Genomic DNA, 21,220 nt, shown 5'->3' on the forward strand with positions numbered 1-21,220 from the left:
GCTTACCGCGGTACATTGCTCTAGTATGCTCACAACGATTAGGTTTTTTGGCAAATGCCGCGGAGAAACAAGTCCGCCGCAACACAGACAATGTCAAGTGCGAAGTGTATATGCCATCTTTTATTCACCTGCATCTTCATACAGAATACTCTTTAAGTGATGGTCTGATTCGTATTGATAAGCTTGTCTCTAAGGCAGATGAGCTATCGATGCCAGCTATTGCGGTGACCGATCTATCCAATTTATTTGCAACGATTAAATTCTACCAGGCTGCGACTAAAAAAGGCATTAAACCTATAGTGGGCGCGGAATGTCGCGTAAAAAATGATCAACTTCCTGGCCAAGCATTTCAATTAATTTTGCTTTGTCAAAATCAAACAGGCTATCGAAACTTAATTCAATTAATTTCCCGTGCCTATTTAGAAAACCAACTGGAAGGCAAGCCTGTTCTCCAAAAAAGTTGGTTTGCAAATTGTTCTGATGGCTTAATTGCGCTCTCCGGAGCAAGAGAAGGTGATATTACCTCTTGCTTAGTGAAAAATAATAAGCCACTAGCAACAGAAATATTACAGTCTTGGCTAAGATTATTCCCGAATCGTTTTTATTTGCAGCTACAACGTTTAGGCCGTCCCTTAGAGGAAGAATATATCGGGTCGGCTGTAGAACTAGCAAACAAATATAGTGTCCCAGTTGTTGCGACCAATGAAGTTTGTTTTATTTCAGCGGAGGATTTTGAAGCACATGAAGCTAGAGTCTGTATTAATAGTGGCTATACCTTAAATGACCCTAAGCGGCCCAAGATTTATACCGATCAGCAATACCTGCGCTCTATAGATGAAATGGCAGTTTTATTTGCGGACATTCCATCGGCATTGACCAATTCCGTGGAAATTGCCAAGCGTTGTAATTTAGAAATTGAATTAGGCGCATCTTTTTTACCTAATTTTCCTATTCCCGCAGGCATGAGCGCTGAAAATTTCCTGATACAAGAAGCAAAACAAGGTTTGGCGCAATGTTTAGAGAGACATGCTGAAACCTTTTTGTGTTTATCCGAGGTTAAGAATACAGAATCCAAGCTATCTACAATAATTGAGAAGCAAGGTTTGCAGAAACCATGTTCTAACGCCCATGAAGTTGAAAAAATTTATTTTGAGCGATTGCACTCGGAGCTCAAAGTGATCAATTCGATGGGTTTTGCAAGCTACTTTCTTATTGTGGCGGACTTTATTAGTTGGGCCAAGAAAAATCAAATACCTGTCGGGCCTGGTAGAGGTTCTGGAGCGGGATCTTTAGTAGCTTATGCATTGCAAATTACCGGTTTAGATCCTCTGCAATATGACCTGCTTTTCGAACGTTTTTTAAATCCAGAGCGTATTTCTATGCCGGATTTCGATATTGATTTCTGCATGGAAGGACGTGACAGGGTAATTGATTATGTAACAGAACGTTATGGGCGTGATGCGGTTTCTCAAATTATAACTTATGGAAGTATGGCCGCTCGCGCGGTCGTTAGAGATGTGGGGCGTGTTTTGGGTTATCCCTATGGTATGGTGGATAAAATTGCTAAGCTAATTCCTTTTGAATTAGGTATTACGCTCGAAAAAGCCCTCGATCAAGAAGATGAGCTAAAACATCGTTATACAAACGAAGACGAAATAAAAGTATTAATCGACTTGGCAAAGAAATTGGAAGGATTGGTGCGTAACGTCGGTAAACATGCGGGTGGAGTCGTGATTGCCCCCTCTAAACTGACGGACTTCACACCACTTTATTGTGAGCCAGGTGGAATACATTGTATTACTCAATTTGATAAAGATGATATTGAAAAAGTTGGCTTAGTTAAATTTGATTTTCTCGGTCTTCGGACGTTGACCATCATTGATTGGGCGGTACAAGCAATTAATTCAAAAAAACCACCTGGAGAATCCTTATTAGATATCACTGCCATTCCTATCGATGATGTGAATACCTTTGCTTTATTAAAAGCATGTAAAACAACGGCTGTATTTCAATTAGAGTCTCGAGGAATGCGAGATTTAGTTAAACGATTAGGCCCAGATAGTTTTGATGAAATCATTGCTTTAGTTGCTTTATTTCGCCCCGGGCCTTTGCAGTCCGGTATGGTTGATGACTTTATTAATCGTAAACATGGACGAGCACAGGTTCAGTATGATCACCCTTTTTTAGAGCCGATATTAAGTCCTACGTATGGAATAATCTTGTATCAAGAACAGGTGATGCAAATAGCACAAGTACTAGCAGGTTATACCTTAGGAGCGGCTGATTTATTGCGCCGTGCTATGGGAAAAAAGAAAGCGGAGGAGATGGCGCAACAAAGAACGATTTTTATAAAGGGGGCAGAACAGAAAAGCATAGAGTCTCGTTTAGCAAATCAAATCTTTGATTTAATGGAAAAATTTGCAGACTATGGATTTAATAAATCGCATTCTGCGGCATATGCTTTAGTTTCTTATCAAACAGCGTGGTTAAAGACACATTATCCCGCTGAATTTATGGCAGCCGTATTATCGTCCGATATGGATCATACTGAAAAAGTAGTCACATTTCTTGACGAGTGTCGTTTAATGAAATTGAATATATTGCCACCCGACATCAATCATAGCCACTATAAGTTTACCGTAGACGAATCTGCAAGCTCGATACGCTATGGTATGGGTGCTATTAAGGGCTTAGGCGCCGGCGCCATAGAAATGCTCATAGAACAACGAAAGCAACATGCATTTAGTGATTTATTCGATTTGTGTCATCGCGTTGATTTACAAAAAATAAATCGTCGAAGTTTAGAAGCCTTGATCTTTTCCGGTAGCTTAGATAGTTTTGGTGTAAACAGAGCGAGTCTTTTAGCTAATGTAGAATCCGCTTTGCAAGCAGCCGATCAGAAATCATTGGCGAAAGTTTCTGGCCAGCAAGATTTTTTTGGTCTAGATATGGTTTCCCAGTCGAGTCAAATGGTGAAACATGAAGATTGGCCAAAATTGCAGCGCTTACAGGCTGAAAAGGAAGTCTTAGGATTTTATTTAAGTGGTCATCCTTTAGAAAATTATGCTGAGGAATTATCGCATTTTATCACGACATCTTTAAATGAGTTAACTGCCAAGGCAGGTCATCATATGACCATTGCGGGCTGGGTATTGTCTATTCGTTCATTATGGACTAAGCGCGGTGATCGAATGGCTGTAGTTAATTTGGAGGATGCTAGTGGACGTTTAGAAGTGACCTTATTTAGTGATACCTTTGCTAAATATCGTGAAAAATTGAATAAAGATAAGCTTCTAATCATTGAAGGAGAGATCCAACGCGATGAATATACAGGCAATACGCGAGTTTTAGGAAAAAAAATTTTAGATATCACTGAGGCACGTGAAAGTCACGCAAAAAACTTAACGATTAGACTATCAAAGCCCACCATAAATCCTAGTCTACTGGATGATTTGCAAAAATTAATGATCAATTTTTGTCCAGGACTATGTCCAACACGTATAGCTTATCATCACCCTGAACTAAGCACAGAGGTTTTTTTGAGTTTGGGAAATAGTTGGAGCGTAAAACCTACTGATGATTTATTGAAGGCCTTACGCGAAAACTTTGGCGAGGATTCTATCTGTATTCAGTATTAATTTTAATAATACAGAGAATTAGGCGTTTTGCGAAATGAGCTTAGCAATAGAAAAAAATTTAAGCGTGCTCGGATAATGCTTACTCGTCATTGCGAGCGCTTAGCGTACGGCAATCCTTTAAAAAGCTTAATTTTTTCTGGATAGCCACGGCCTCATTGGCGTTTTGGCCTTGTCATGACGTGGTATTTTTAATTTTTGTACTAGCATAGCTAACCAGTAAAACTGGCAGAAACACACTATATAGATTATTATCCCCTTTGATTTCATGTATTTCTGATGGCTAAGCGATGGTTAAAAATGGGAAAGTAGTTGAAAACCAACGATTCCAACGGCAACGCGATAAACCTAGATTGATTCGTTTAAGTTCTCAATTGCCTTCAAGAAGATGGTTTTTTAAGTTTTCATTGAGCCTATTACTTATATTAAGTTGCGTTTTACTATGGCAAAAATTATCCAATCCTAGTTGTTTTCCCGTCAAAAATATTAAAATTAGTGGTGATTTAACTTATGTTAAGCAAAGTCATCTGCAGCAAATTATTCTGCCGTTTATTGCAAAAGGTTTTTTTCGTTTAGATAGCCAAGGATTAAAAGAACAAATTTTACATGTACCATGGATAGCGAGTGTCAGCGTAAAACGATATTGGCCCGATACACTAGCGGTTAGCTTTATTACTAAAAAACCTATCGCTTTTATTGGAAAGCATGGTCTATTAGATGCTCAGGGTAATATTTTTATCCCAGATGGAGATTCTATAGCATTAGACTTGCCAATTTTTGTGGGGCCGGTAGGCCAACAAAAATATTTATTACAAACCTATAACACACTGAATCCAATGTTTGCACAACTAAATCTAAAAATTAAATTCTTACAACTAATTGATGAACAATATTGGCATTTAAAATTGAATAATGGCTTAACTGTTTATTTAAGTAGAAGTCAACCTTACATACAATTAGAACGTTTGGTAGATGTTTATCCTGATGTTATTGCAAGTAAAGTATCTATGGTAGATTATGTGGATCTCCGTTATGCCCATGGTATGGCCGTAAAATTTAAGAAAAGGATTTCATAGAAAAGTTATTAATGATGCCTACAGCAATTGTATTTTGGACAGATGCAGCGAATTCAGTTTATGGGGAAAGTTTCGGTTCACAAAAAAACAGTAAGAGCTATATCCTAACAATGAAGTCAAGTGATGAAGTTTGAAAAGATTTAGAGAATTTAATTGAAGGTGAAATAATATGGCGAAGAAACCGACTAAGAATTTAATTGTAGGTTTAGATATTGGTACGTCCAAGGTCAATGCCTTAGTGGGTGAAGTGAAACCCAATGGTATCGAAATTATTGGCATGGGAATTTATCCTTCATTAGGATTAAAGCGAGGTGTTGTAGTCAATATCGATGCAACTGTTGATTCGATTCAACGTGCTGTGGGCGAAGCAGAAGCGATGGCTGGATGTCCAGTTCGAAGCGTATATACTGGTATTGCTGGAAATCATATTCGGAGTTTGAATTCTCATGGAATTGTCGCAATTCAAAATCAAGAAGTAACCCATGCGGATGTTGAGCGTGTAATCGATGCAGCCAAAGCGGTTGCAATTCCAGCGGATCAAAAAATATTACATATTTTGCCCCAGGAATTTATTATTGATAGCCAAGAAGGTATCCGTGAACCAATAGGCATGTCAGGCGTGCGTTTAGAAGCTAAAGTTCATATGGTAACAGGTGCAGTGAGTGCTGCACAAAATATCATTAAATGTATTCAACGCTGTGGTTTAGAAGTTTCAGAAATAATTTTAGAGCAACTTGCTTCAAGTCAATCTGTATTAACAGAAGATGAAAAAGAGTTGGGCGTGTGTTTAATAGACATTGGTGGTGGAACAACTGATATTGCTGTATTTACCGAAGGGGCTATACGTTTTACATCCGTTATTCCGATTGCCGGTGATCAAGTTACGAATGATATTGCTGTTGCATTAAGAACCCCCACACAAAGTGCTGAACAGATTAAAAGAAAACATGCTTGTGCTTTGCCAGAATTAGCCGATCCAGATGAACGTGTCGAGGTATCTGGAGTAGGCGATCGTCCCGGACGCACACTGACTAAACGTGCTTTAGCTGAGGTGGTAGGGCCACGCTATGAAGAGCTTTTCCATTTAGTGAAGGCAGAATTATATCGTAGTGGTTTTGAAGAATTTCTTGCTGCAGGAGTGGTATTAACCGGTGGTGCTTCTAATGTCAGTGGTAGCGTCGAGTTAGCAGAAAAGATTTTTAAGCTGCCCGTAAGACTGGGTCATCCTCAATATATTACTGGAAATAACGAAGTAACGACCAATGGCATGTATGCAACCAGTACAGGTTTACTATTATATGGCTATCAACAACAATGCGAACAGAGAAAGCCTAATGTATTATTTGCTAGGAAAATAGTACGTATAAAAAATTGGCTATGCGAAAATTTTTAAAAAATACTGAAATCCTTAGGAGTTAATATGAGTGCCAAATTTGATTCGCACAATCCACCATTACAAAATGCTGTCATAAAAGTTGTTGGTGTTGGAGGTGGTGGTGGTAATACACTTGAACATATGTTGGCACAAGATATTCCAGGAGTAGAGTTTATCTGTGCAAATACCGATGCCCAAGCGTTAAAAAACTCTTCTGCTAATTGTTTATTACAATTGGGTCAACAAATCACTAAAGGTTTAGGTGCAGGAGCAAATCCTGAGATAGGCCGTCTTGCTGCTGAAGCAGATAGGGAAAGAGTGAGGTCGGCTTTGGAGGGAGCAGATATGGTTTTTATCACCGCAGGGATGGGTGGAGGTACGGGAACGGGTGCTGCACCGGTTATTGCAGAAATTGCCAAGCAGATGAAAATTTTAACGGTAGCAGTAGTTACTAAACCATTTGAGATTGAAGGAAAGAAACGCCTGCGTTTAGCTGAAGAGGGAATTAAGCAACTTAGCCAGCATGTTGATTCTCTTATTACTATTCCTAATGAAAAATTAATGAACGTTTTAGGCGATGACGTTAGTTTTCTAGATGCATTTAAAGCAGTAGATGATGTATTATTTGGCGCCGTTAAAGGAATTGCTGCATTAATTACACGTGCAGGATTAATTAATGTGGATTTTGCAGATGTAAAAACGGTAATGTCGGAGATGGGAACCACCATGATGGGGACAGGTGTAGGATTAGGTTCGGACAGAGCGCTATCAGCAGCAAATGCCGCAATAGGCAGTCCATTATTAAAAGATATAAATTTAAAAGGTGCACGTGGTGTATTAGTGAATATAACAGCGGGACCGGATTTATCGATGAAGGAATTTGGAATAGTTGGAGGAGTGATTAAAGAAATTGCATCAGAAGATGCTAACGTGGTTATTGGTACAGTAATAGATCCTGGAATGAACGATGAATTACGTGTGACAATAGTGATAACGGGTCTCGGACATCAACTTGCTACGGGTGCTCCTATGCATGAGGTAGAAGACTCAGGCCTCATCAGAGCAGCTGATGGTAGTTTAGATTACCATCAGTTAGAACGTCCTACGGTATTACGCAAACAAGGTGTTGTTACATCGAGTAAGTCCACGGTAGATAGTAACGTTACCGATATTGAATATTTTGATATTCCAGCTTTTTTACGAAGACAAGAAGAGGTTTCTTAAGGGTGTCCAGAAAAAACAATTCAATTCAAACTTCACGTGCGCTAAAACAACGTACTTTAAAAAACGTTATTAAAGCCGCAGGAATTACCTTACATAGCGGTGAAACGGCTATTTTAACTTTGCGACCGGCTCCGATTAATACCGGAATTATTTTTCGACGGATAGATTTTAATCCTATAGTTGAGGTTCAAGCTCGGGCTGAGCATGTGGGTGAAACTACCTTACAAACTACTTTACTCAAAAATGGTGTCAGAGTAGCTACCATAGAGCATTTAATGTCGGCTATGGCCGGTTTGGGTATTGATAATGCGTATGTCGATATTACCGCTTCAGAAATTCCTATTATGGATGGAAGCGCAGGACCCTTTATTTTTTTGATTCAGTCGGCGGGTATTGAAGAGCAAAGCGCTTCAAAACGCTTTATCCGTATCAAACAAGCGATTAAAGTAACTGAAGGGGATAAATGGGCTTGTTTTGAACCCTTCGACGGATTTAAGGTTTCGTTTGAAATTGATTTTAATCATCCGCTTTTTCAAAATCGTAGTCAAAAAGCCAGTATTGATTTTTCTACGACTTCCTATATTAAAGAGGTTAGTCGCGCACGAACATTTGGGTTTATGGCAGATTACGAAAAATTGCGCGAGGTTCGACTCGCTTTAGGCGGGAGCCTTGATAATGCAGTTGTGGTAGATGAATACAGAGTACTGAATGAAGACGGTTTACGTTACGAAGACGAATTTGTGCGCCATAAAATTCTTGATGCAGTCGGAGATCTCTATTTATTAGGCCACAGTCTGATTGGAGCATTTAGTGGTTATAAATCTGGTCATGCACTGAATAATCTATTATTGCGTCGCTTGCTGTGTAATGCAGAGGCTTGGGAATACGTGGAATTTGAAGATGAAGTAAAAGCACCGCTGGTTTATCGACGTGCTTTGCTAGATGCATATAGGACTGAATAAACCCTAATCTAAGAGCAAAGGTTTCGTCATTGCGAGCGCGCAGCGCGAGCCAATCTCAGTGCTCAACTTTTTCTGGATGGCCATGGCCTCACTGACGTTTCGGCCTCGCCATGACGGCTCAAAGTGTTTGTTCTGTGGTGACCTAATCAAGAGTTTATATTTCCTGTTTGTATATAAAGTATAAGTTGCTATTTCAACAGTTCATCTAAGGCAGCATTAGCTAAGCTGTCGACGCGATCGTTTTCTGGATGGCCGCTATGTCCTTTTACCCACTCCCAGCGAATTTGATGGCGTTCTGCTTGAGTGGCTAATTCTTTCCATAAATCAGAATTTTTAACCGGCTTTTTATTGGTGGTGAGCCAATTTCGCCGTTTCCATTGTGGCAGCCATTCGGTAATCCCTTTTTGGACATATTGTGAATCGGTACTAAGTGATATTTGACAGGGTTTTTTTACCGCCATTAAAGCTTGGATGGCCGCCATTAACTCCATACGATTATTCGTAGTGGTAGTTTCTGTGCCGGAAATGGTTTTTTCTTTGCCCTGATACCGTAGTAGGGCTGCCCAGGCCCCAGGACCTGGATTCCCTCGGCAGGCCCCATCAGTAAAAATCTCTATTTTCGGAATTTTAGGCATGGTGCGGCCCTCGAGCATTAGGAGCTAAGACCTTATTATTGAGTACTGGCGGAAATTGCCAAACTAAGCCTAAGCCATTGGGTCTTTTTATTCGTTTTTCTGCAATAATCAAATAAATTCCCCCCATATAAGGTATCAGCCAAGGTGATACCCGTTCTAGCCATGCTAATTTCTTAAATACCCACAAACCAGGGGTGCTGGTTAAAGGGGGGCGGTATAGAAAGCTCTCAGTATGCTGAATTTCACCTCCCAAAAAGTGTATCCATTGACAAAGCGTTTGAATGGTGTGAAAACGACCATCCCAGGCAGGCTGTTTATTGAATGAAAATAGCCGATATAGGCCCCATAAACTGGTAGGATTGATCCCTAATATAATCAAATGGCCGCTGGGGGCGAGTACTCGCCAGGCTTCTGTTAGTATGGCTAATGCGGTGCTTTTGTTCGTTTCTAAGGTATGGGGCATCAGGACTAGATTAATGCTGTCATTGGCAAAGGGTAAATGAGTGTATAGACTTTCCAAGTCAGGGCAATCTATTTTATCAGCAATAAGCTGACTTTTATAACTCCAAGAAACCTTAATTTTATGAATAATAGGGCTAGTAGATAAGCTTGAAAATGCATGGGGGCTCAACTGCAATAAGTGTCGGCCTGCATAATCGGGGATTAGACTTGCTAAACGGCGATCTTCAATATCTAGGTAATGCTGTTTCAAAGAGGTTATCCAGCTAACAAACAGTTAGAAATAAGTTAAACGATGAATCTTAACACCTATTTCATTATCGCATAGGTTCGGCCTGGCTAAAAATACCCTTAAAAAGCCAAGATTTAACCTTCACTTATACCTAAAAACAATGCAAAAATGTAGGTATTTAAGTAAGAATTACCTCAGAAAAATGTAGGTTAAAATCCTACAAAAAAGGGGTTTAATTTGGCAGTTGTAAGCCCTTTGTCTTGACCTACCTAAGGGGTCCCCGTAAGATCTTTAGTATGACTTATAAAATGCTTAAAATTTATTCATTATTACTTACCGTACTATTCATTCTAGCAGTGGGTATCACCGCATGTGTGCAGTTTCCTAGCTCTGAAGAAGGTGGGAAGGGCCTCGGCGGTGCGGGTAACGATACTGATAGTAAAACCTATCAAACCGTTATTATGAAATCGACCGGTAGTAGTTTAGCGCCTAAAAATGCTAAAGCGCTTTATAGCGCTGTAGATAAGGGTACGCTTTGGGAGCCTATTCGAGCCCACTTACAATTGTCGGCTCGTGAGGAAAACCAACCTCAGGTTCAAGAGCAGATCCGATGGTTTGCTAAAAACCCAGTCTATTTAAAAGACGCGGTAAATCGAGCTGCACCTTATATATACTATGTATATTCGCAGGTGAGACTTCGTGATTTGCCTACTGAGTTGGTTTTATTGCCTATTATTGAGAGTGGTTATAATCCGTCAGCGACTAACTCGTCCTCAGGCGCGGCTGGTTTATGGCAGTTAATGACGAGTACCGCTAAAGGCTATGGTGTCCACCAAGACAGAGGTTTTGATGGTCGTCGAGATATTAGTAGCTCGACCAATGCGGCCTTAAATTACCTTACCTATTTAAGAAGCTTCTTCGGGGGCGACTGGTTGTTAGCTATAGCGGCTTATGACACGGGTGAAGGTAACGTACAGAATGCGATCCGTCATAATACGCAGCAAGATAAGAATACCCATTTCTGGGCATTGCCATTGGCATCTGAGACACGTTCTTATATTCCGCGTTTATTGGCTTTAGCTGCGATTGTTAAAAACCCAGCTAAGTATGGCGTGAGCTTACCTCCGGTCAGTGCTAAGCCTTATTTAGAGCTAGTTGATGCAAATAGCATGAGTTTAACTCATGTAGCTAAATTAGCAGGTATGAGCGTTGCGGAATTAAAGGAATTGAATCCGGGAATGAAAAGTAGTTCTGCTGCGATTAAACGTGGTCAGGTTGCTTTGCCTATCGATAGGGTAGCTTTGTATAAACAACAATTAGTTACCGCTACAAGCTCGAACTCTAAGGTTCAAGCTGATGATAGTAGGCTTGCTTTAAAACAAGCTGGAACAAAAGCTAAGCATAGCCCTGTTCAGTTAGTGAGTAACCAAACTAAGCCGAGTCCGGCTACTTTGGTGAAGTCTAACCCAAGTTCGCAGCAAATCCACTTGGTAAAAAGTGGGGATACGCTGGCGGGTATTGCTAAGCACTACCACGTATCGGTTAAGAAAATACAGGCTTGGAATAAGCTGGATAGCGACTTTCTCAAGCCAGGTGAAAAACTAAAAATTATGCTTTCATAAAAGTATAACTTTAAACGAAGAGGTACCCATACTTCTTCGTTTTTTTTTGCCAAAAAAACTAGCGATGATTTTCACTCAGAGCTCTTAAATATTTAAGGAACAAATTTTTAGTTTCTGGATGCTTTAACGCATAAGCTATCGTTGCTTTTAAATAACCAAATTTACTTCCACAATCGTAACGTATTCCTTCAAATTCCCAAGCATGCATCATCTCATCTTTTAGCTGGCTAGCGATGGCATCTGTCAGTTGAATTTCGCCATTTTTTCCCATAGGAGTTTTGGAAAGATAAGGGAAAATAGTTGAAGTAAGAATATAACGACCCACCACCGCTAAATTGGAAGGCGCTTCCTTGTGACTGGGTTTTTCTACGATAGTATTAATCTGACTGAGTCTGCCTGCTTTAGTTTTATAACCGACGATCCCGTATTGCTCAGTTTCTTCGGGAGTTACGCTTTGAACGGCAATGACAGTATTTTGTTTTTCTTGATAGATAGCTAACATTTGTTTTAAACAAGGGGTAGCAGAATCAATTAAATCATCGGCAAGTAAAACAGCAAATGCTTCATCATCCATCAGAGGTCGTGCACATAAAACAGCATGTCCTAAACCTAAAGTGTCTGGTTGACGTAGATACACACAACTTACACCTTTTGGTAAGATATTTTTCACAATATCTAACAGATCTTTTTTGCCTGCTTCATTGAGCTTGGCTTCTAATTCATAATTTGAATCGAAATGATCTTCGATAGCCCGTTTACTACTACTCGTTATAAAAATGAGTTCGGTTATTCCCGCAGCAATGGCTTCTTCTACTGCATATTGAATTAAAGGTTTATCCACGATAGGCAACATTTCTTTAGGACTGGCTTTTGTTGCAGGTAAAAAACGAGTCCCTAAACCGGCAACTGGAAAAATTGCTTTAGTAATTTTTTTATTCTTTTTCATCTTAGAAATGCTCTCCACGACCAATGGCATAGTATTTAATTCCCAATTGCTTTAAACAATCTGGATCATAAAGATTTCTTCCGTCAAAGATAGCGGCCTGTTTTAAACGTTCTTTGATGAGTTGGAAATCCGGATTAAAGAATATATTCCATTCGGTGACTATCACTAAGACATCGGCATTAATTAACGCCTCTTCAGGACTGCTGCAGCAACTAAAATTAGCTTGATCCTTATAAAAACGCATTGCTTCGGGCATGGCGACAGGATCATAGGCTTGAATTTTCATGCCTGCAGCTAAAGCAGCGGCAATAAACACCTTGCTAGGCGCTTCGCGCATATCGTCGGTGTTGGGTTTAAAAGATAAACCCCACAAGGCGACTATTTTACCGCGTAATTCATTTTGGAAAAATTGGGAAAGCTTGCTAAATAAAAGTTTTTTTTGTGTATCATTTACTTGATGTACGGCATTTAATAGCTTAGGTTGGTAATGAACAGTTTTAGCGGTGGCTTCTAAAGCGAGTACATCTTTAGGGAAACAAGAGCCGCCATAACCACATCCAGGATTAATAAAGTGATAACCAATACGCGGGTCAGAACCGATGCCAATCCGCACTTGCTCAATATCTGCATTTAAGCGATCGGCCAGTTGACTGATTTCATTTATAAAACTTATTTTGGTAGCTAAAAAGGCATTGGCAGCATATTTGGTTAGTTCTGCAGAGCGGATATCCATAGCGATTAAACGATCATTATTACGATTAAACGGTCTATATAAATGTCGTAAATGTGATTCTGCTGCCTCATTATCGGTGCCAATAATAATTCTGTCAGAACGCATAAAGTCACTGACTGCTGCGCCTTCGCGTAAAAACTCAGGATTCGAAGCGACATCAAATGCAATGTTGACATTGCGCTGATGTAATTGTTTTTGAATAATTGTCTTTACTTGATCGGCAGTACCTACGGGCACAGTCGACTTATTGATAATCAGCTTAGGTTCAACCAGTGCTTTCCCTATGTATTCGGCAACCTCTAAAACATAGCTCAAATCCGCAGAGCCATCTTCATCTTGAGGTGTGCCTACGGTAATAAATTGGTAAAAGCCATGTTCAACCCCTTGTTGCGGATCGGTACTAAACTCAAGCCGGCCAGCACTTAAGTTTTTTTGTAGTAAAGCAGGCAAATCAGGTTCATGAATAGGGCATTCACCTGATTGTAAACGTTTTACTTTTTCTTGATCAACATCAATACAAAGTACTTTATTTCCATGCTCGGCTAAACAGGCGGCTGTGACCAAACCTACATAACCTGCACCAAAGAGATTAATTCGCATAATTTTAATAAGGGCTAGAAAATACTTGGGTGAATATAGATTACCTTTAAGAGACGAAATTACGTCTTTAACATCGAGCGGCAACATAGACAAAAACCCATGTGCGGCGAGTATAGTATCGCAGAATAGTGATTGCTTCAATTTTGGCTAAACATAAGCTAGACTTTGATGTTTTAGAGAGTAACTCTGATGCGACCCTATTTGGATTTTTTACAGCACATTCTTAATAATGGACAAGCTAAAACCGATAGGACGGGCACGGGTACACTCAGTACCTTTGCTTATCAAATGCGTTTTGATTTGAGTGTCGGTTTTCCACTTGTAACAACAAAAAAATTACATTTAAAAAGTATTATTTATGAATTGCTGTGGTTTTTACGCGGTGATACCAATATTCGTTACTTAAATGAACATCAAGTCACTATTTGGGATGAATGGGCTGATGCAGCGGGCGACTTAGGGCCTGTTTATGGTAAGCAATGGCGTTCTTGGTCAACAACCGATCATCAAGCTATTGATCAGATAAGTCAGCTTATTCAACAAATAAAAACTAATCCGGATTCGCGGCGCTTAATTGTTAGCGCTTGGAATGTCGGTGAGCTGGCAAAAATGGCTTTGCCGCCTTGTCATTTGTTATTTCAATTTTATGTAGCTAATTCACGTCTTTCTTGTCAGCTCTATCAACGTAGTGCCGATGCATTTTTAGGCGTACCGTTTAATATTGCTTCTTACGCTTTATTAACACACATGATTGCGCAACAGTGTAACTTAGAAGTCGGTGAATTTATTTGGACCGGTGGTGATTGTCATATCTATAGTAATCATCTCGAACAAGTGCATACGCAATTGTCGCGACAGCCCTATGCCTCACCACAATTAAACATTTTACGCAAACCAGAATCATTATTTGATTATGCGTTTGATGATTTTTCTTTAGTAGATTATGAATATCATCCCACAATTAAAGCAGCCATTGCGGTTTAATTAAATGCCCGTCATGGCGAGGCCGAAACGTCAGTGAGGCCGTAGCCATCCATGGATTGCCGCGCGCTACGCGCTCGCAATGACGAGTAGCGAGACGTCAATTCTATTTCTGATTCTTTTTTAAAAATAATAATTAATAGTTAAATAAATTTCTTTCATTCCTTAAGGAAACCTTAAGACTAAATCGTTAGCCTGGTACCTTGTTTTTTTGATAAAAATTTAGAGGTATTTATGATTGTCGAGGAAAAAAAGATACCCAAAGATGAAAGTTTAAAAAATTCAACTTATAATGGAACAGATAAATGGATGAAATCAACGGAAGTTATTAAACTCACGACTCGTAATGGTGGTGCATCAATTACCGATGAGATTCCCGGTGGCGGCATGGTGCAACAAAGAATCGCAGCTCAGGAAAAGCAAATACAAAGCAATAAGCTTCAGTTAATCAATAGCATATCTAATTCTTCTACTATAACATCAAGCTCTTCTGAATTTTCTATTCCATCACAGTCGTCTTCAGAAAATGGTTCTGTTCGACAAGAGAAATTAAGAGAATATAAAATACCAACATTGAGCCGAAGGAATACGAAAGCTTCATTATTTAGTAACAATTCAAGAAACGAAAATCCTAAAATATTTAAATTTGATATAGAAGGGAGACTAATCATCTTGTCACAAGCTCATCCTTTCTTAAAAAATATTGATCCAAAAAGAAGAAAGGTTCCCCAAAGTTATCGAAATGCATTCCGAATTGATAATTTAACCGATAAAGAACTGCAAGATTTAACTGACAATTATTTGAATAAAGCAATAGCGGTTGGTAAACCGAATTTTAGGGCTTAACAATATTTAATGCAAAAATAAAGAAAGTTTTTTTAAATATATTCTACTTTATCAATCTCTAAGTTAAGCAAACCGGCTGGAGTTTGTACATCGACAGTGTCGCCTTCTTCTTTGCCAATTAATGCACGGGCAATCGGGGAGGCGACCGATATTTTCGAATGTTTGATATCGGCTTCGTCTTCACCGACGATTTGATAAGTTACTTGTTCATCAGTGTGAGAGTTGATCAGATGTATCGTAGAACCAAAAATGACTTTGCCATGATTATTTATTTTGGTGACATCAATCACTTGTGCAGTGGCTAATTTGGTTTCGATTTCGTTAATACGACCTTCAATAAAGCCTTGCATTTCTTTGGCAGCATGATATTCGGCATTTTCCTTGAGATCTCCATGTGCACGCGCTTCCGCAATAGCGGCAATCACTTGCGGCCGCTTCAAGGTTTTTAGCTGGTGGAGTTCTTCTTTTAAATGTTCAGCACCGCTGATAGTCATAGGAAATTTTTTCATGATTTCTCTCTAGCTTGCTTCATATTTTTCTTCAGCGTCCATACTGAATCATTGATATACTCTTCGCACTTGACACTGCCTGGGTTGCCGCTCAATTCGCAATCCTCATGTATATTAGATATACCATGATTACTGCATGGACGCGGCACTTGTCAAAAATCCAATTCCTTAGAGCATAAGACCGATAATCATACCTTTTTTGATTCAATTTTTCGAGTTTCAGTTTTGTTTACTGAAAAATTTTCTGACACTTTCAAACCATAATCGTGCTTTTGGGTAGTGATTCCCATTTTGCAATTCTTTTTCCAATGCAACGACAAATTCTTTTTGCGCTTTGCTCAGGTTGACCGGTGTTTCCACAAAAACACGACAGAGTAAATCGCCGGTTACGCCAGGGCGTCCAGGAACGCCTTTGCCACGCAAGCGTAATACTTTTCCACTTTGCGTTTCTGGCGGTATATGTAAGTTTACCACACCGGTTAAGGTAGGAATCTGTATGTCTCCACCTAGTAATGCAAGTGTTAAGTTAATAGGAACATCACAATATAAGTGATTACCTTCACGCTTAAATAAAGGATGTGGTTTAAGGTGAATTTGCACATACAGATCACCGGCAGGTGCACCATGACTACCTGCTTCTCCTTCACCACTTAAGCGAATGCGGTTGCCTTCGTCTATACCTGCTGGGATTTTTACTGATAAGGTCTTAGTTTCTTGAACTTGGCCTTGACCATGACACTCTGGACAAGGATGGGTGATAATGCGGCCCTCGCCATGACATTCGGGACAGGTTTGTTGAATAGTAAAAAAGCCTTGTTGGATGCGAACCTGACCTTGACCTTCGCAAGTTTTACAAATAGTTGGCTTAGTTCCCTTGCGCGCACCTGATCCTTGACAACTTTTACAAGTAACCAGACGCGGAATACGAATTTGTACGGTCGTGCCATGAATTGCGGATTCTAAATCCAATTCCAATGTATAACGTAAATCGGCACCACGTTGCGTGCGCTGACTTTGTTGACCGCCCCGGTTGCCAAAAATATTTCCAAAGACATCACCAATATCGCCAAAAACATCATTAAAGTTAAACCCGTGTGCACCCTGTGCGCCACCCATGCCAGCAGCATCTACACCAGCATGACCAAACTGATCATAGGCAGCACGTTTTTTAGGATCGGATAAAACTTCATAAGCTTCACTAATCTCTTTAAATTTTTCTTCAGCGGCTGCTGCTGATTTATCCTCAGCAGCATGATGTTTATCGGGATGATATTTCATCGCTAATTTACGATAAGCTTTTTTTAGATCGGTATCATCGGCATTGCGTGATACACCTAATGCTTCATAGTAGTCAGTTTTTTTTGCCATAGTTAGAGAACCAAAGATAGAAAATCCCCTGTGAGTAAACTACACAACAAGGGATTTTGAGATTTTTAATGGATATAGGTGTATACGGTCGATCTAGTTACTGGTGTGACCACCAGTAACTAGAAGGCGAGCGGTTATTCTTTATCTTTATCCTTATCGTTATCTTTTTTATCCTTGTCTTTATCTTTGTCTTTCACTTCTTCGAATACCGCATCAACAACATCGTCTTTGTTGTCTTTAGTACTGTCCTGATCAGCGCTACCCGTTTGAGTTCCTGCATCACTCGTTTCAGTACCCGGTTGCGCATAAAGTCGATCAGCCATTTTTCCGGATAGCTCTGTAAGCTCTTTAAGTTTAGCTTCTATTCTTTCTTTATCAGTGCCTTTTAGCACTTCTTTCAATTCCTCTATTACTTTCTCTAATTGAGCTTTTTCATCAGCACTAATTTTATCGCCAACGTCGGTTAGTGCTTTGCTAGTGGTATGAATTAAATTGTCTGCTTCATTACGCGTTTTGGTGAGTTCGCGGAACTTGCGATCATCATCCGCATGTACTTCAGCATCTTTGACCATTTGTTGAATTTCCTCTTCAGACAAACCACTCCCTGACTTGATAATGATTTTTTGTTCTTTTCCGGTGGTTTTATTTTTAGCAGATACGTTAATAATACCGTTTGCATCGATATCAAAGGTGACTTCGATCTGTGGTGTACCACGCGGGCCTGGTGGAATGTCTGTCAGATCAAAACGCCCCAATGTTCTATTGTCCCTGGCTTGCTCACGTTCACCTTGTAATACATGAATCGTAACTGCCGGTTGATTGTTTTCTGCAGTTGAAAACACTTGGCTTTTCTTGGTAGGAATAGTGGTATTTCTTTCAATCAGCGGAGTCATTACACCACCTAAGGTTTCTATTCCTAAAGAAAGTGGAGTGACGTCTAACAATAGGACGTCTTTAACATCACCACCTAATACCCCACCTTGAATAGCAGCACCAATCGCGACTGCTTCATCTGGATTGACGTCATGACGGGCATCTTTTTTAAAATAAGCTTTAACTACTTCTTGTACTTTAGGCATACGGGTTTGCCCACCAACCAAGATAACTTGTGATATTTCACTGAGGGAAATTTTGGCATCTGAAATAGCTTTTTTACAAGGCTCAATAGTGCGCTCAATCAAATCTTCTACCAGTGACTCTAGTTTGGCACGCGTTAATTTAATATGTAGATGCTTAGGGCCACTGCTATCAGCGGTAATATAAGGAAGATTGATCTCTGTTTCTTCGGTAGAAGAGAGCTCAATTTTTGCTTTTTCAGCGGCTTCTTTCAGACGCTGTAAAGCAAGTGGATCCTTATGCAAATCAATCCCTTGATCTTTTTTAAATTCATCCGCTAAATAATTAATAACGCGTAGATCGAAGTCTTCACCACCAAGAAAGGTATCGCCATTAGTAGCCAACACTTCGAATTGATGTTCACCTTCAATTTCAGCGATCTCAATAATAGAGATATCGAAAGTACCTCCTCCTAAGTCATAAACGGCTATCTTGGAATCACCACGATTTTTGGCTAAACCGTAGGCAAGTGCAGCGGCTGTTGGTTCATTGATAATACGTTTAACTTCAAGTCCCGCAATGCGGCCTGCATCTTTAGTCGCTTGACGTTGTGAGTCATTAAAATAGGCGGGTACCGTAATAACGGCTTCTTTTACTTCATATCCTAAATAAGCTTCCGCATCTCTTTTTAATTTCATTAAGATTTGTGCAGAAACTTCCTGGGACGATAATTTTTTACCATTTACCTCTACCCAAGCATCCCCATTCTTGGCGGGGATGATTTTATAGGGGACCATCTTGATATCTTTTTGTACTGCCTCATCGTCGAATTTCCGACCTATCAAACGTTTTACTGCATAAATGGTTTCTGCAGGCTTGGTGACGGATTGTCGTTTAGCCACTTCGCCCACTTTTATTTCATTGCCATCATAGCTAACGACAGAAGGGGTAGTGCGCCGACCTTCTTTATTTTCGATGACTTTCGGTTTACCTCCTTCCATAATGGCGACACAGGAGTTTGTGGTACCTAGGTCGATGCCGATTATCTTTGCACTTGCCATAAATTTCTCCGCGTTAATTAGCTTAATTTTTTATTGGTATAAATTATGTTGAAAAACGGTTTGTTAATGGAAAATTAACAACTCCTACTAAAATTGGGTTGAGATGTTTAATTTTCAAGGTGTAGTCTTACGAAGTTTTTTCTTTGACTTTCGCGACTACCACTAAAGCGGGACGCATCAGTCTTTCATGAAGTAAATAGCCTTTTTGTAGGACCTTAATGATGGTATTCGGTGGAAACTCATCATTTTCTTCGGCTAACATGGCTTCATGAAAGTGAGGATCAAACTGCTTACCGGCTGGTTCTATCGGTTTCACGCCATTTTTTTCCAAGAGATTTTCTAACTGTTTCAGTGTGAGCTGGATGCCTGATAAAGCAAGGTCATGTTCTTTAGCGATGGCAAGTTCGAGTGCCTTTTCTAAACTATCCTTTATAGGCAGCAATTCTTTGATAAATTTTTCTAATGAAAATTTATAAGCGTTGTCAATATCGCGCTTAGTGCGACGTTGGATATTCTCCATTTCAGCCAGCTGGTAAATTTTTTGCTCTTCAACCTTCACTAATTGGCTTTTATAGTCATTGACTCGTTTTTCCGTCTCAAGTAGCTGTGCTTCTAGCGCTGCATAGTCAGGATGGGTTAGTTGTTTTTCCTGTTCAGGTTTTTCCTTTTCTGTAGAAGGGATTTTTTTCTCGTTAGCAGTAGGGGAAACTTGTTTTGCTGCAATATTGAGCTTTTCCCAAGTGGATTTTTTTGATGGTTCTTTTTCAGTCATTTCTGACAGGGCTCCCATTTTTTAAAGAAAGAGATAACTACTCTATATTAGATAGAGGCACATGCATAAATTATGGAGACTCGACCGCTTGGATTCAAGAGTAGGGTGCTCGCAGGATGAAAATTTAACTAAAAAATCTAATCACGACTAATATAAAAAGTATCCCAGTTGACTAGAGTGACAGTTTCGAACAGGATATCGGCAATCTTTAACGTATGAAATAACCGCTTATGAGCAAGATTTTTACAACCATTGGTTTGATCGGCAGGCAAGGCATGAAGGATGTCAGTGATACACTGATCTCTGTCTTAGATTATTTACAATCTCATGATTATGAAGTATTGGTGGAAGAAGGAACGGCACATTGTTTTAAAAATCGCCAATTTACTTCCTGCACTCGTGATCAATTAGCTCAAAAAGTTGATTTGTTGATTGTGGTGGGTGGCGATGGAAGTCTTATCAATGCGGCGCATAGTGCGGTAAAACATAATACTCCGGTGCTAGGCGTCAATCGCGGTCGTCTTGGTTTTCTTACCGATATTCATCCTCAAGATTTAGAAAAGAGAATAGGTGAAGTATTAGGAGGAAGTTATCAAGAAGAGAAACGTTTTCTACTAAATGCCACAATAGCCATGCAATTAGATAAGCAACAGGCGGGGATCGCTTTAAATGAAGTGGTGTTAATGCCGGGCAATGTGGCACGTATGATCGAATTTTCTATCATGATTGATGACCAATTTGTCTGCGCTCAACAAGCCGATGGGTTAATAGTGGCGACACCGACCGGATCAACAGCTTATGCTCTATCTGGTGGAGGCCCGATTTTATACCCACAGCTTGATGCTATTGTGCTTGTCCCGATGTTTCCGCATACACTGAGCGCGAGACCTATCGTTGTTTCGGCAGAAAGTCGTATTGTGATTCACATTGATACTCATAGTACAGCCGCACCCTGGTTAAGCTGTGATGGGCAAGAACGCATTTCAGTTCCTGTCGGTGCTAATATTAGCATTCAAAAAAATGCTAAAGCACTGCGCCTAATTCATCCTTTAGATTATAATTATTTTGAAACTTTACGGTCAAAATTACATTGGCATAAACATAATAATACTAAATAAATAAAAATTA

At 39.8% G+C, this 21,220-nt stretch carries 17 protein-coding genes; 9 read left to right on the forward strand and 8 right to left on the reverse strand.

The genetic code is table 11. From position 1 onward, the window contains the following. Positions 1-110 precede the first annotated feature (110 nt). The 5 genes from dnaE to lpxC all read left to right on the forward strand — a co-directional run bounded on the left by dnaE (position 111) and on the right by lpxC (position 8,272). Entirely contained in the window at positions 111-3,638 is a 3,528-nt protein-coding gene (gene dnaE / locus AAHF87_RS06650; RefSeq protein ID WP_342147725.1) for a DNA polymerase III subunit alpha, read from the forward strand. A gap of 287 nt (positions 3,639-3,925) precedes the next feature. Next, positions 3,926-4,711, forward strand: coding sequence for a cell division protein FtsQ/DivIB (locus AAHF87_RS06655; protein WP_342147726.1), 786 nt, complete (start codon positions 3,926-3,928; stop codon positions 4,709-4,711). Between the two features lie 169 nt (positions 4,712-4,880). Further along, positions 4,881-6,104 carry a cell division protein FtsA gene (gene ftsA, locus AAHF87_RS06660; RefSeq protein ID WP_342147727.1) on the forward strand — a complete coding sequence of 408 codons (1,224 nt, stop codon included), beginning with the start codon at positions 4,881-4,883 and terminating at the stop codon, positions 6,102-6,104. A gap of 27 nt (positions 6,105-6,131) precedes the next feature. Beyond that, positions 6,132-7,310 (forward strand): cell division protein FtsZ, encoded by a 1,179-nt coding sequence (ftsZ, locus tag AAHF87_RS06665; RefSeq protein WP_342147728.1) that lies wholly within the window; start codon positions 6,132-6,134, stop codon positions 7,308-7,310. A gap of 2 nt (positions 7,311-7,312) precedes the next feature. Then, positions 7,313-8,272: a UDP-3-O-acyl-N-acetylglucosamine deacetylase gene (gene lpxC / locus AAHF87_RS06670; protein WP_425288005.1), complete on the forward strand. Its 960-nt coding sequence runs from the start codon at positions 7,313-7,315 to the stop codon at positions 8,270-8,272. Between the two features lie 188 nt (positions 8,273-8,460). Here lpxC and rnhA read toward each other — a convergent pair whose 3' ends face one another. Further along, positions 8,461-8,907, reverse strand: a complete 447-nt coding sequence (gene rnhA, locus AAHF87_RS06675) for a ribonuclease HI (protein WP_342147729.1) — start codon at positions 8,905-8,907, stop codon at positions 8,461-8,463. Next, positions 8,900-9,619 carry a class I SAM-dependent methyltransferase gene (locus AAHF87_RS06680; RefSeq protein WP_342147730.1) on the reverse strand — a complete coding sequence of 240 codons (720 nt, stop codon included), beginning with the start codon at positions 9,617-9,619 and terminating at the stop codon, positions 8,900-8,902. The genes rnhA and AAHF87_RS06680 overlap by 8 nt, the downstream gene beginning before the upstream one ends. Before the next feature lie 275 nt (positions 9,620-9,894). Here AAHF87_RS06680 and AAHF87_RS06685 point away from each other — a divergent pair, with 275 nt between their 5' ends. After that, positions 9,895-11,220 carry a transglycosylase SLT domain-containing protein gene (locus AAHF87_RS06685; RefSeq protein ID WP_342147731.1) on the forward strand — a complete coding sequence of 442 codons (1,326 nt, stop codon included), beginning with the start codon at positions 9,895-9,897 and terminating at the stop codon, positions 11,218-11,220. Between the two features lie 58 nt (positions 11,221-11,278). On the opposite strand, the gene galU is transcribed toward AAHF87_RS06685, so the two are convergent. Together galU and AAHF87_RS06695 are read right to left on the reverse strand one after the other, a co-directional pair. Further along, positions 11,279-12,166 carry a UTP--glucose-1-phosphate uridylyltransferase GalU gene (gene galU / locus AAHF87_RS06690; protein WP_342147732.1) on the reverse strand — a complete coding sequence of 296 codons (888 nt, stop codon included), beginning with the start codon at positions 12,164-12,166 and terminating at the stop codon, positions 11,279-11,281. Position 12,167: 1 nt separating this feature from the next. Then, a complete protein-coding gene (locus tag AAHF87_RS06695) occupies positions 12,168-13,586 on the reverse strand; it encodes a UDP-glucose/GDP-mannose dehydrogenase family protein (RefSeq protein ID WP_342147733.1) in 1,419 nt (472 codons plus the stop codon). Positions 13,587-13,688: 102 nt separating this feature from the next. Between AAHF87_RS06695 and AAHF87_RS06700 the strand changes: the two genes are divergently transcribed. Then, on the forward strand, positions 13,689-14,483 hold the full coding sequence (locus tag AAHF87_RS06700) for a thymidylate synthase (protein WP_342147734.1): 795 nt from the start codon (positions 13,689-13,691) through the stop codon (positions 14,481-14,483). Between the two features lie 231 nt (positions 14,484-14,714). Then, entirely contained in the window at positions 14,715-15,326 is a 612-nt protein-coding gene (locus AAHF87_RS06705) for a hypothetical protein (protein ID WP_342147735.1), read from the forward strand. A gap of 32 nt (positions 15,327-15,358) precedes the next feature. On the opposite strand, the gene greA is transcribed toward AAHF87_RS06705, so the two are convergent. The 4 genes from greA to grpE all read right to left on the reverse strand — a co-directional run bounded on the left by greA (position 15,359) and on the right by grpE (position 20,092). Continuing rightward, positions 15,359-15,835: a transcription elongation factor GreA gene (gene greA, locus AAHF87_RS06710; protein WP_342147736.1), complete on the reverse strand. Its 477-nt coding sequence runs from the start codon at positions 15,833-15,835 to the stop codon at positions 15,359-15,361. A gap of 219 nt (positions 15,836-16,054) precedes the next feature. Continuing rightward, on the reverse strand, positions 16,055-17,203 hold the full coding sequence (dnaJ, locus tag AAHF87_RS06715; protein ID WP_342147737.1) for a molecular chaperone DnaJ: 1,149 nt from the start codon (positions 17,201-17,203) through the stop codon (positions 16,055-16,057). 134 nt (positions 17,204-17,337) lie between these two features. Continuing rightward, positions 17,338-19,320 (reverse strand): molecular chaperone DnaK, encoded by a 1,983-nt coding sequence (gene dnaK, locus AAHF87_RS06720; RefSeq protein WP_342147738.1) that lies wholly within the window; start codon positions 19,318-19,320, stop codon positions 17,338-17,340. Between the two features lie 127 nt (positions 19,321-19,447). Further along, positions 19,448-20,092, reverse strand: a complete 645-nt coding sequence (grpE, locus tag AAHF87_RS06725; protein ID WP_342147739.1) for a nucleotide exchange factor GrpE — start codon at positions 20,090-20,092, stop codon at positions 19,448-19,450. Positions 20,093-20,322: 230 nt separating this feature from the next. Here grpE and AAHF87_RS06730 point away from each other — a divergent pair, with 230 nt between their 5' ends. Continuing rightward, complete coding sequence (locus AAHF87_RS06730) at positions 20,323-21,210, forward strand: NAD(+) kinase (protein ID WP_342147740.1); 888 nt, start codon at positions 20,323-20,325, stop codon at positions 21,208-21,210. Positions 21,211-21,220 lie beyond the last annotated feature (10 nt).

Origin of the sequence: Rickettsiella endosymbiont of Aleochara curtula, assembly GCF_964030935.1 — a bacterium.
In the GTDB taxonomy this organism is placed as follows: domain Bacteria; phylum Pseudomonadota; class Gammaproteobacteria; order Diplorickettsiales; family Diplorickettsiaceae; genus Aquirickettsiella.

What these genes read in the sequence shown, in the direction of transcription:
- dnaJ (WP_342147737.1), bottom strand. Translation starts at nt 17,203, where the DNA reads ATGGCAAAAAAAACTGACTACTATGAAGCATTAGGTGTATCACGCAAT.
- AAHF87_RS06705 (WP_342147735.1), top strand. Translation starts at nt 14,715, where the DNA reads ATGATTGTCGAGGAAAAAAAGATACCCAAAGATGAAAGTTTAAAAAAT.
- greA (WP_342147736.1), bottom strand. Translation starts at nt 15,835, where the DNA reads ATGAAAAAATTTCCTATGACTATCAGCGGTGCTGAACATTTAAAAGAA.
- ftsA (WP_342147727.1), top strand. Translation starts at nt 4,881, where the DNA reads ATGGCGAAGAAACCGACTAAGAATTTAATTGTAGGTTTAGATATTGGT.
- grpE (WP_342147739.1), bottom strand. Translation starts at nt 20,092, where the DNA reads ATGACTGAAAAAGAACCATCAAAAAAATCCACTTGGGAAAAGCTCAAT.
- AAHF87_RS06685 (WP_342147731.1), top strand. Translation starts at nt 9,895, where the DNA reads ATGACTTATAAAATGCTTAAAATTTATTCATTATTACTTACCGTACTA.
- dnaK (WP_342147738.1), bottom strand. Translation starts at nt 19,320, where the DNA reads ATGGCAAGTGCAAAGATAATCGGCATCGACCTAGGTACCACAAACTCC.
- AAHF87_RS06695 (WP_342147733.1), bottom strand. Translation starts at nt 13,586, where the DNA reads ATGTTGCCGCTCGATGTTAAAGACGTAATTTCGTCTCTTAAAGGTAAT.
- AAHF87_RS06730 (WP_342147740.1), top strand. Translation starts at nt 20,323, where the DNA reads ATGAGCAAGATTTTTACAACCATTGGTTTGATCGGCAGGCAAGGCATG.
- rnhA (WP_342147729.1), bottom strand. Translation starts at nt 8,907, where the DNA reads ATGCCTAAAATTCCGAAAATAGAGATTTTTACTGATGGGGCCTGCCGA.
- ftsZ (WP_342147728.1), top strand. Translation starts at nt 6,132, where the DNA reads ATGAGTGCCAAATTTGATTCGCACAATCCACCATTACAAAATGCTGTC.
- AAHF87_RS06700 (WP_342147734.1), top strand. Translation starts at nt 13,689, where the DNA reads ATGCGACCCTATTTGGATTTTTTACAGCACATTCTTAATAATGGACAA.
- dnaE (WP_342147725.1), top strand. Translation starts at nt 111, where the DNA reads ATGCCATCTTTTATTCACCTGCATCTTCATACAGAATACTCTTTAAGT.
- AAHF87_RS06655 (WP_342147726.1), top strand. Translation starts at nt 3,926, where the DNA reads ATGGTTAAAAATGGGAAAGTAGTTGAAAACCAACGATTCCAACGGCAA.
- galU (WP_342147732.1), bottom strand. Translation starts at nt 12,166, where the DNA reads ATGAAAAAGAATAAAAAAATTACTAAAGCAATTTTTCCAGTTGCCGGT.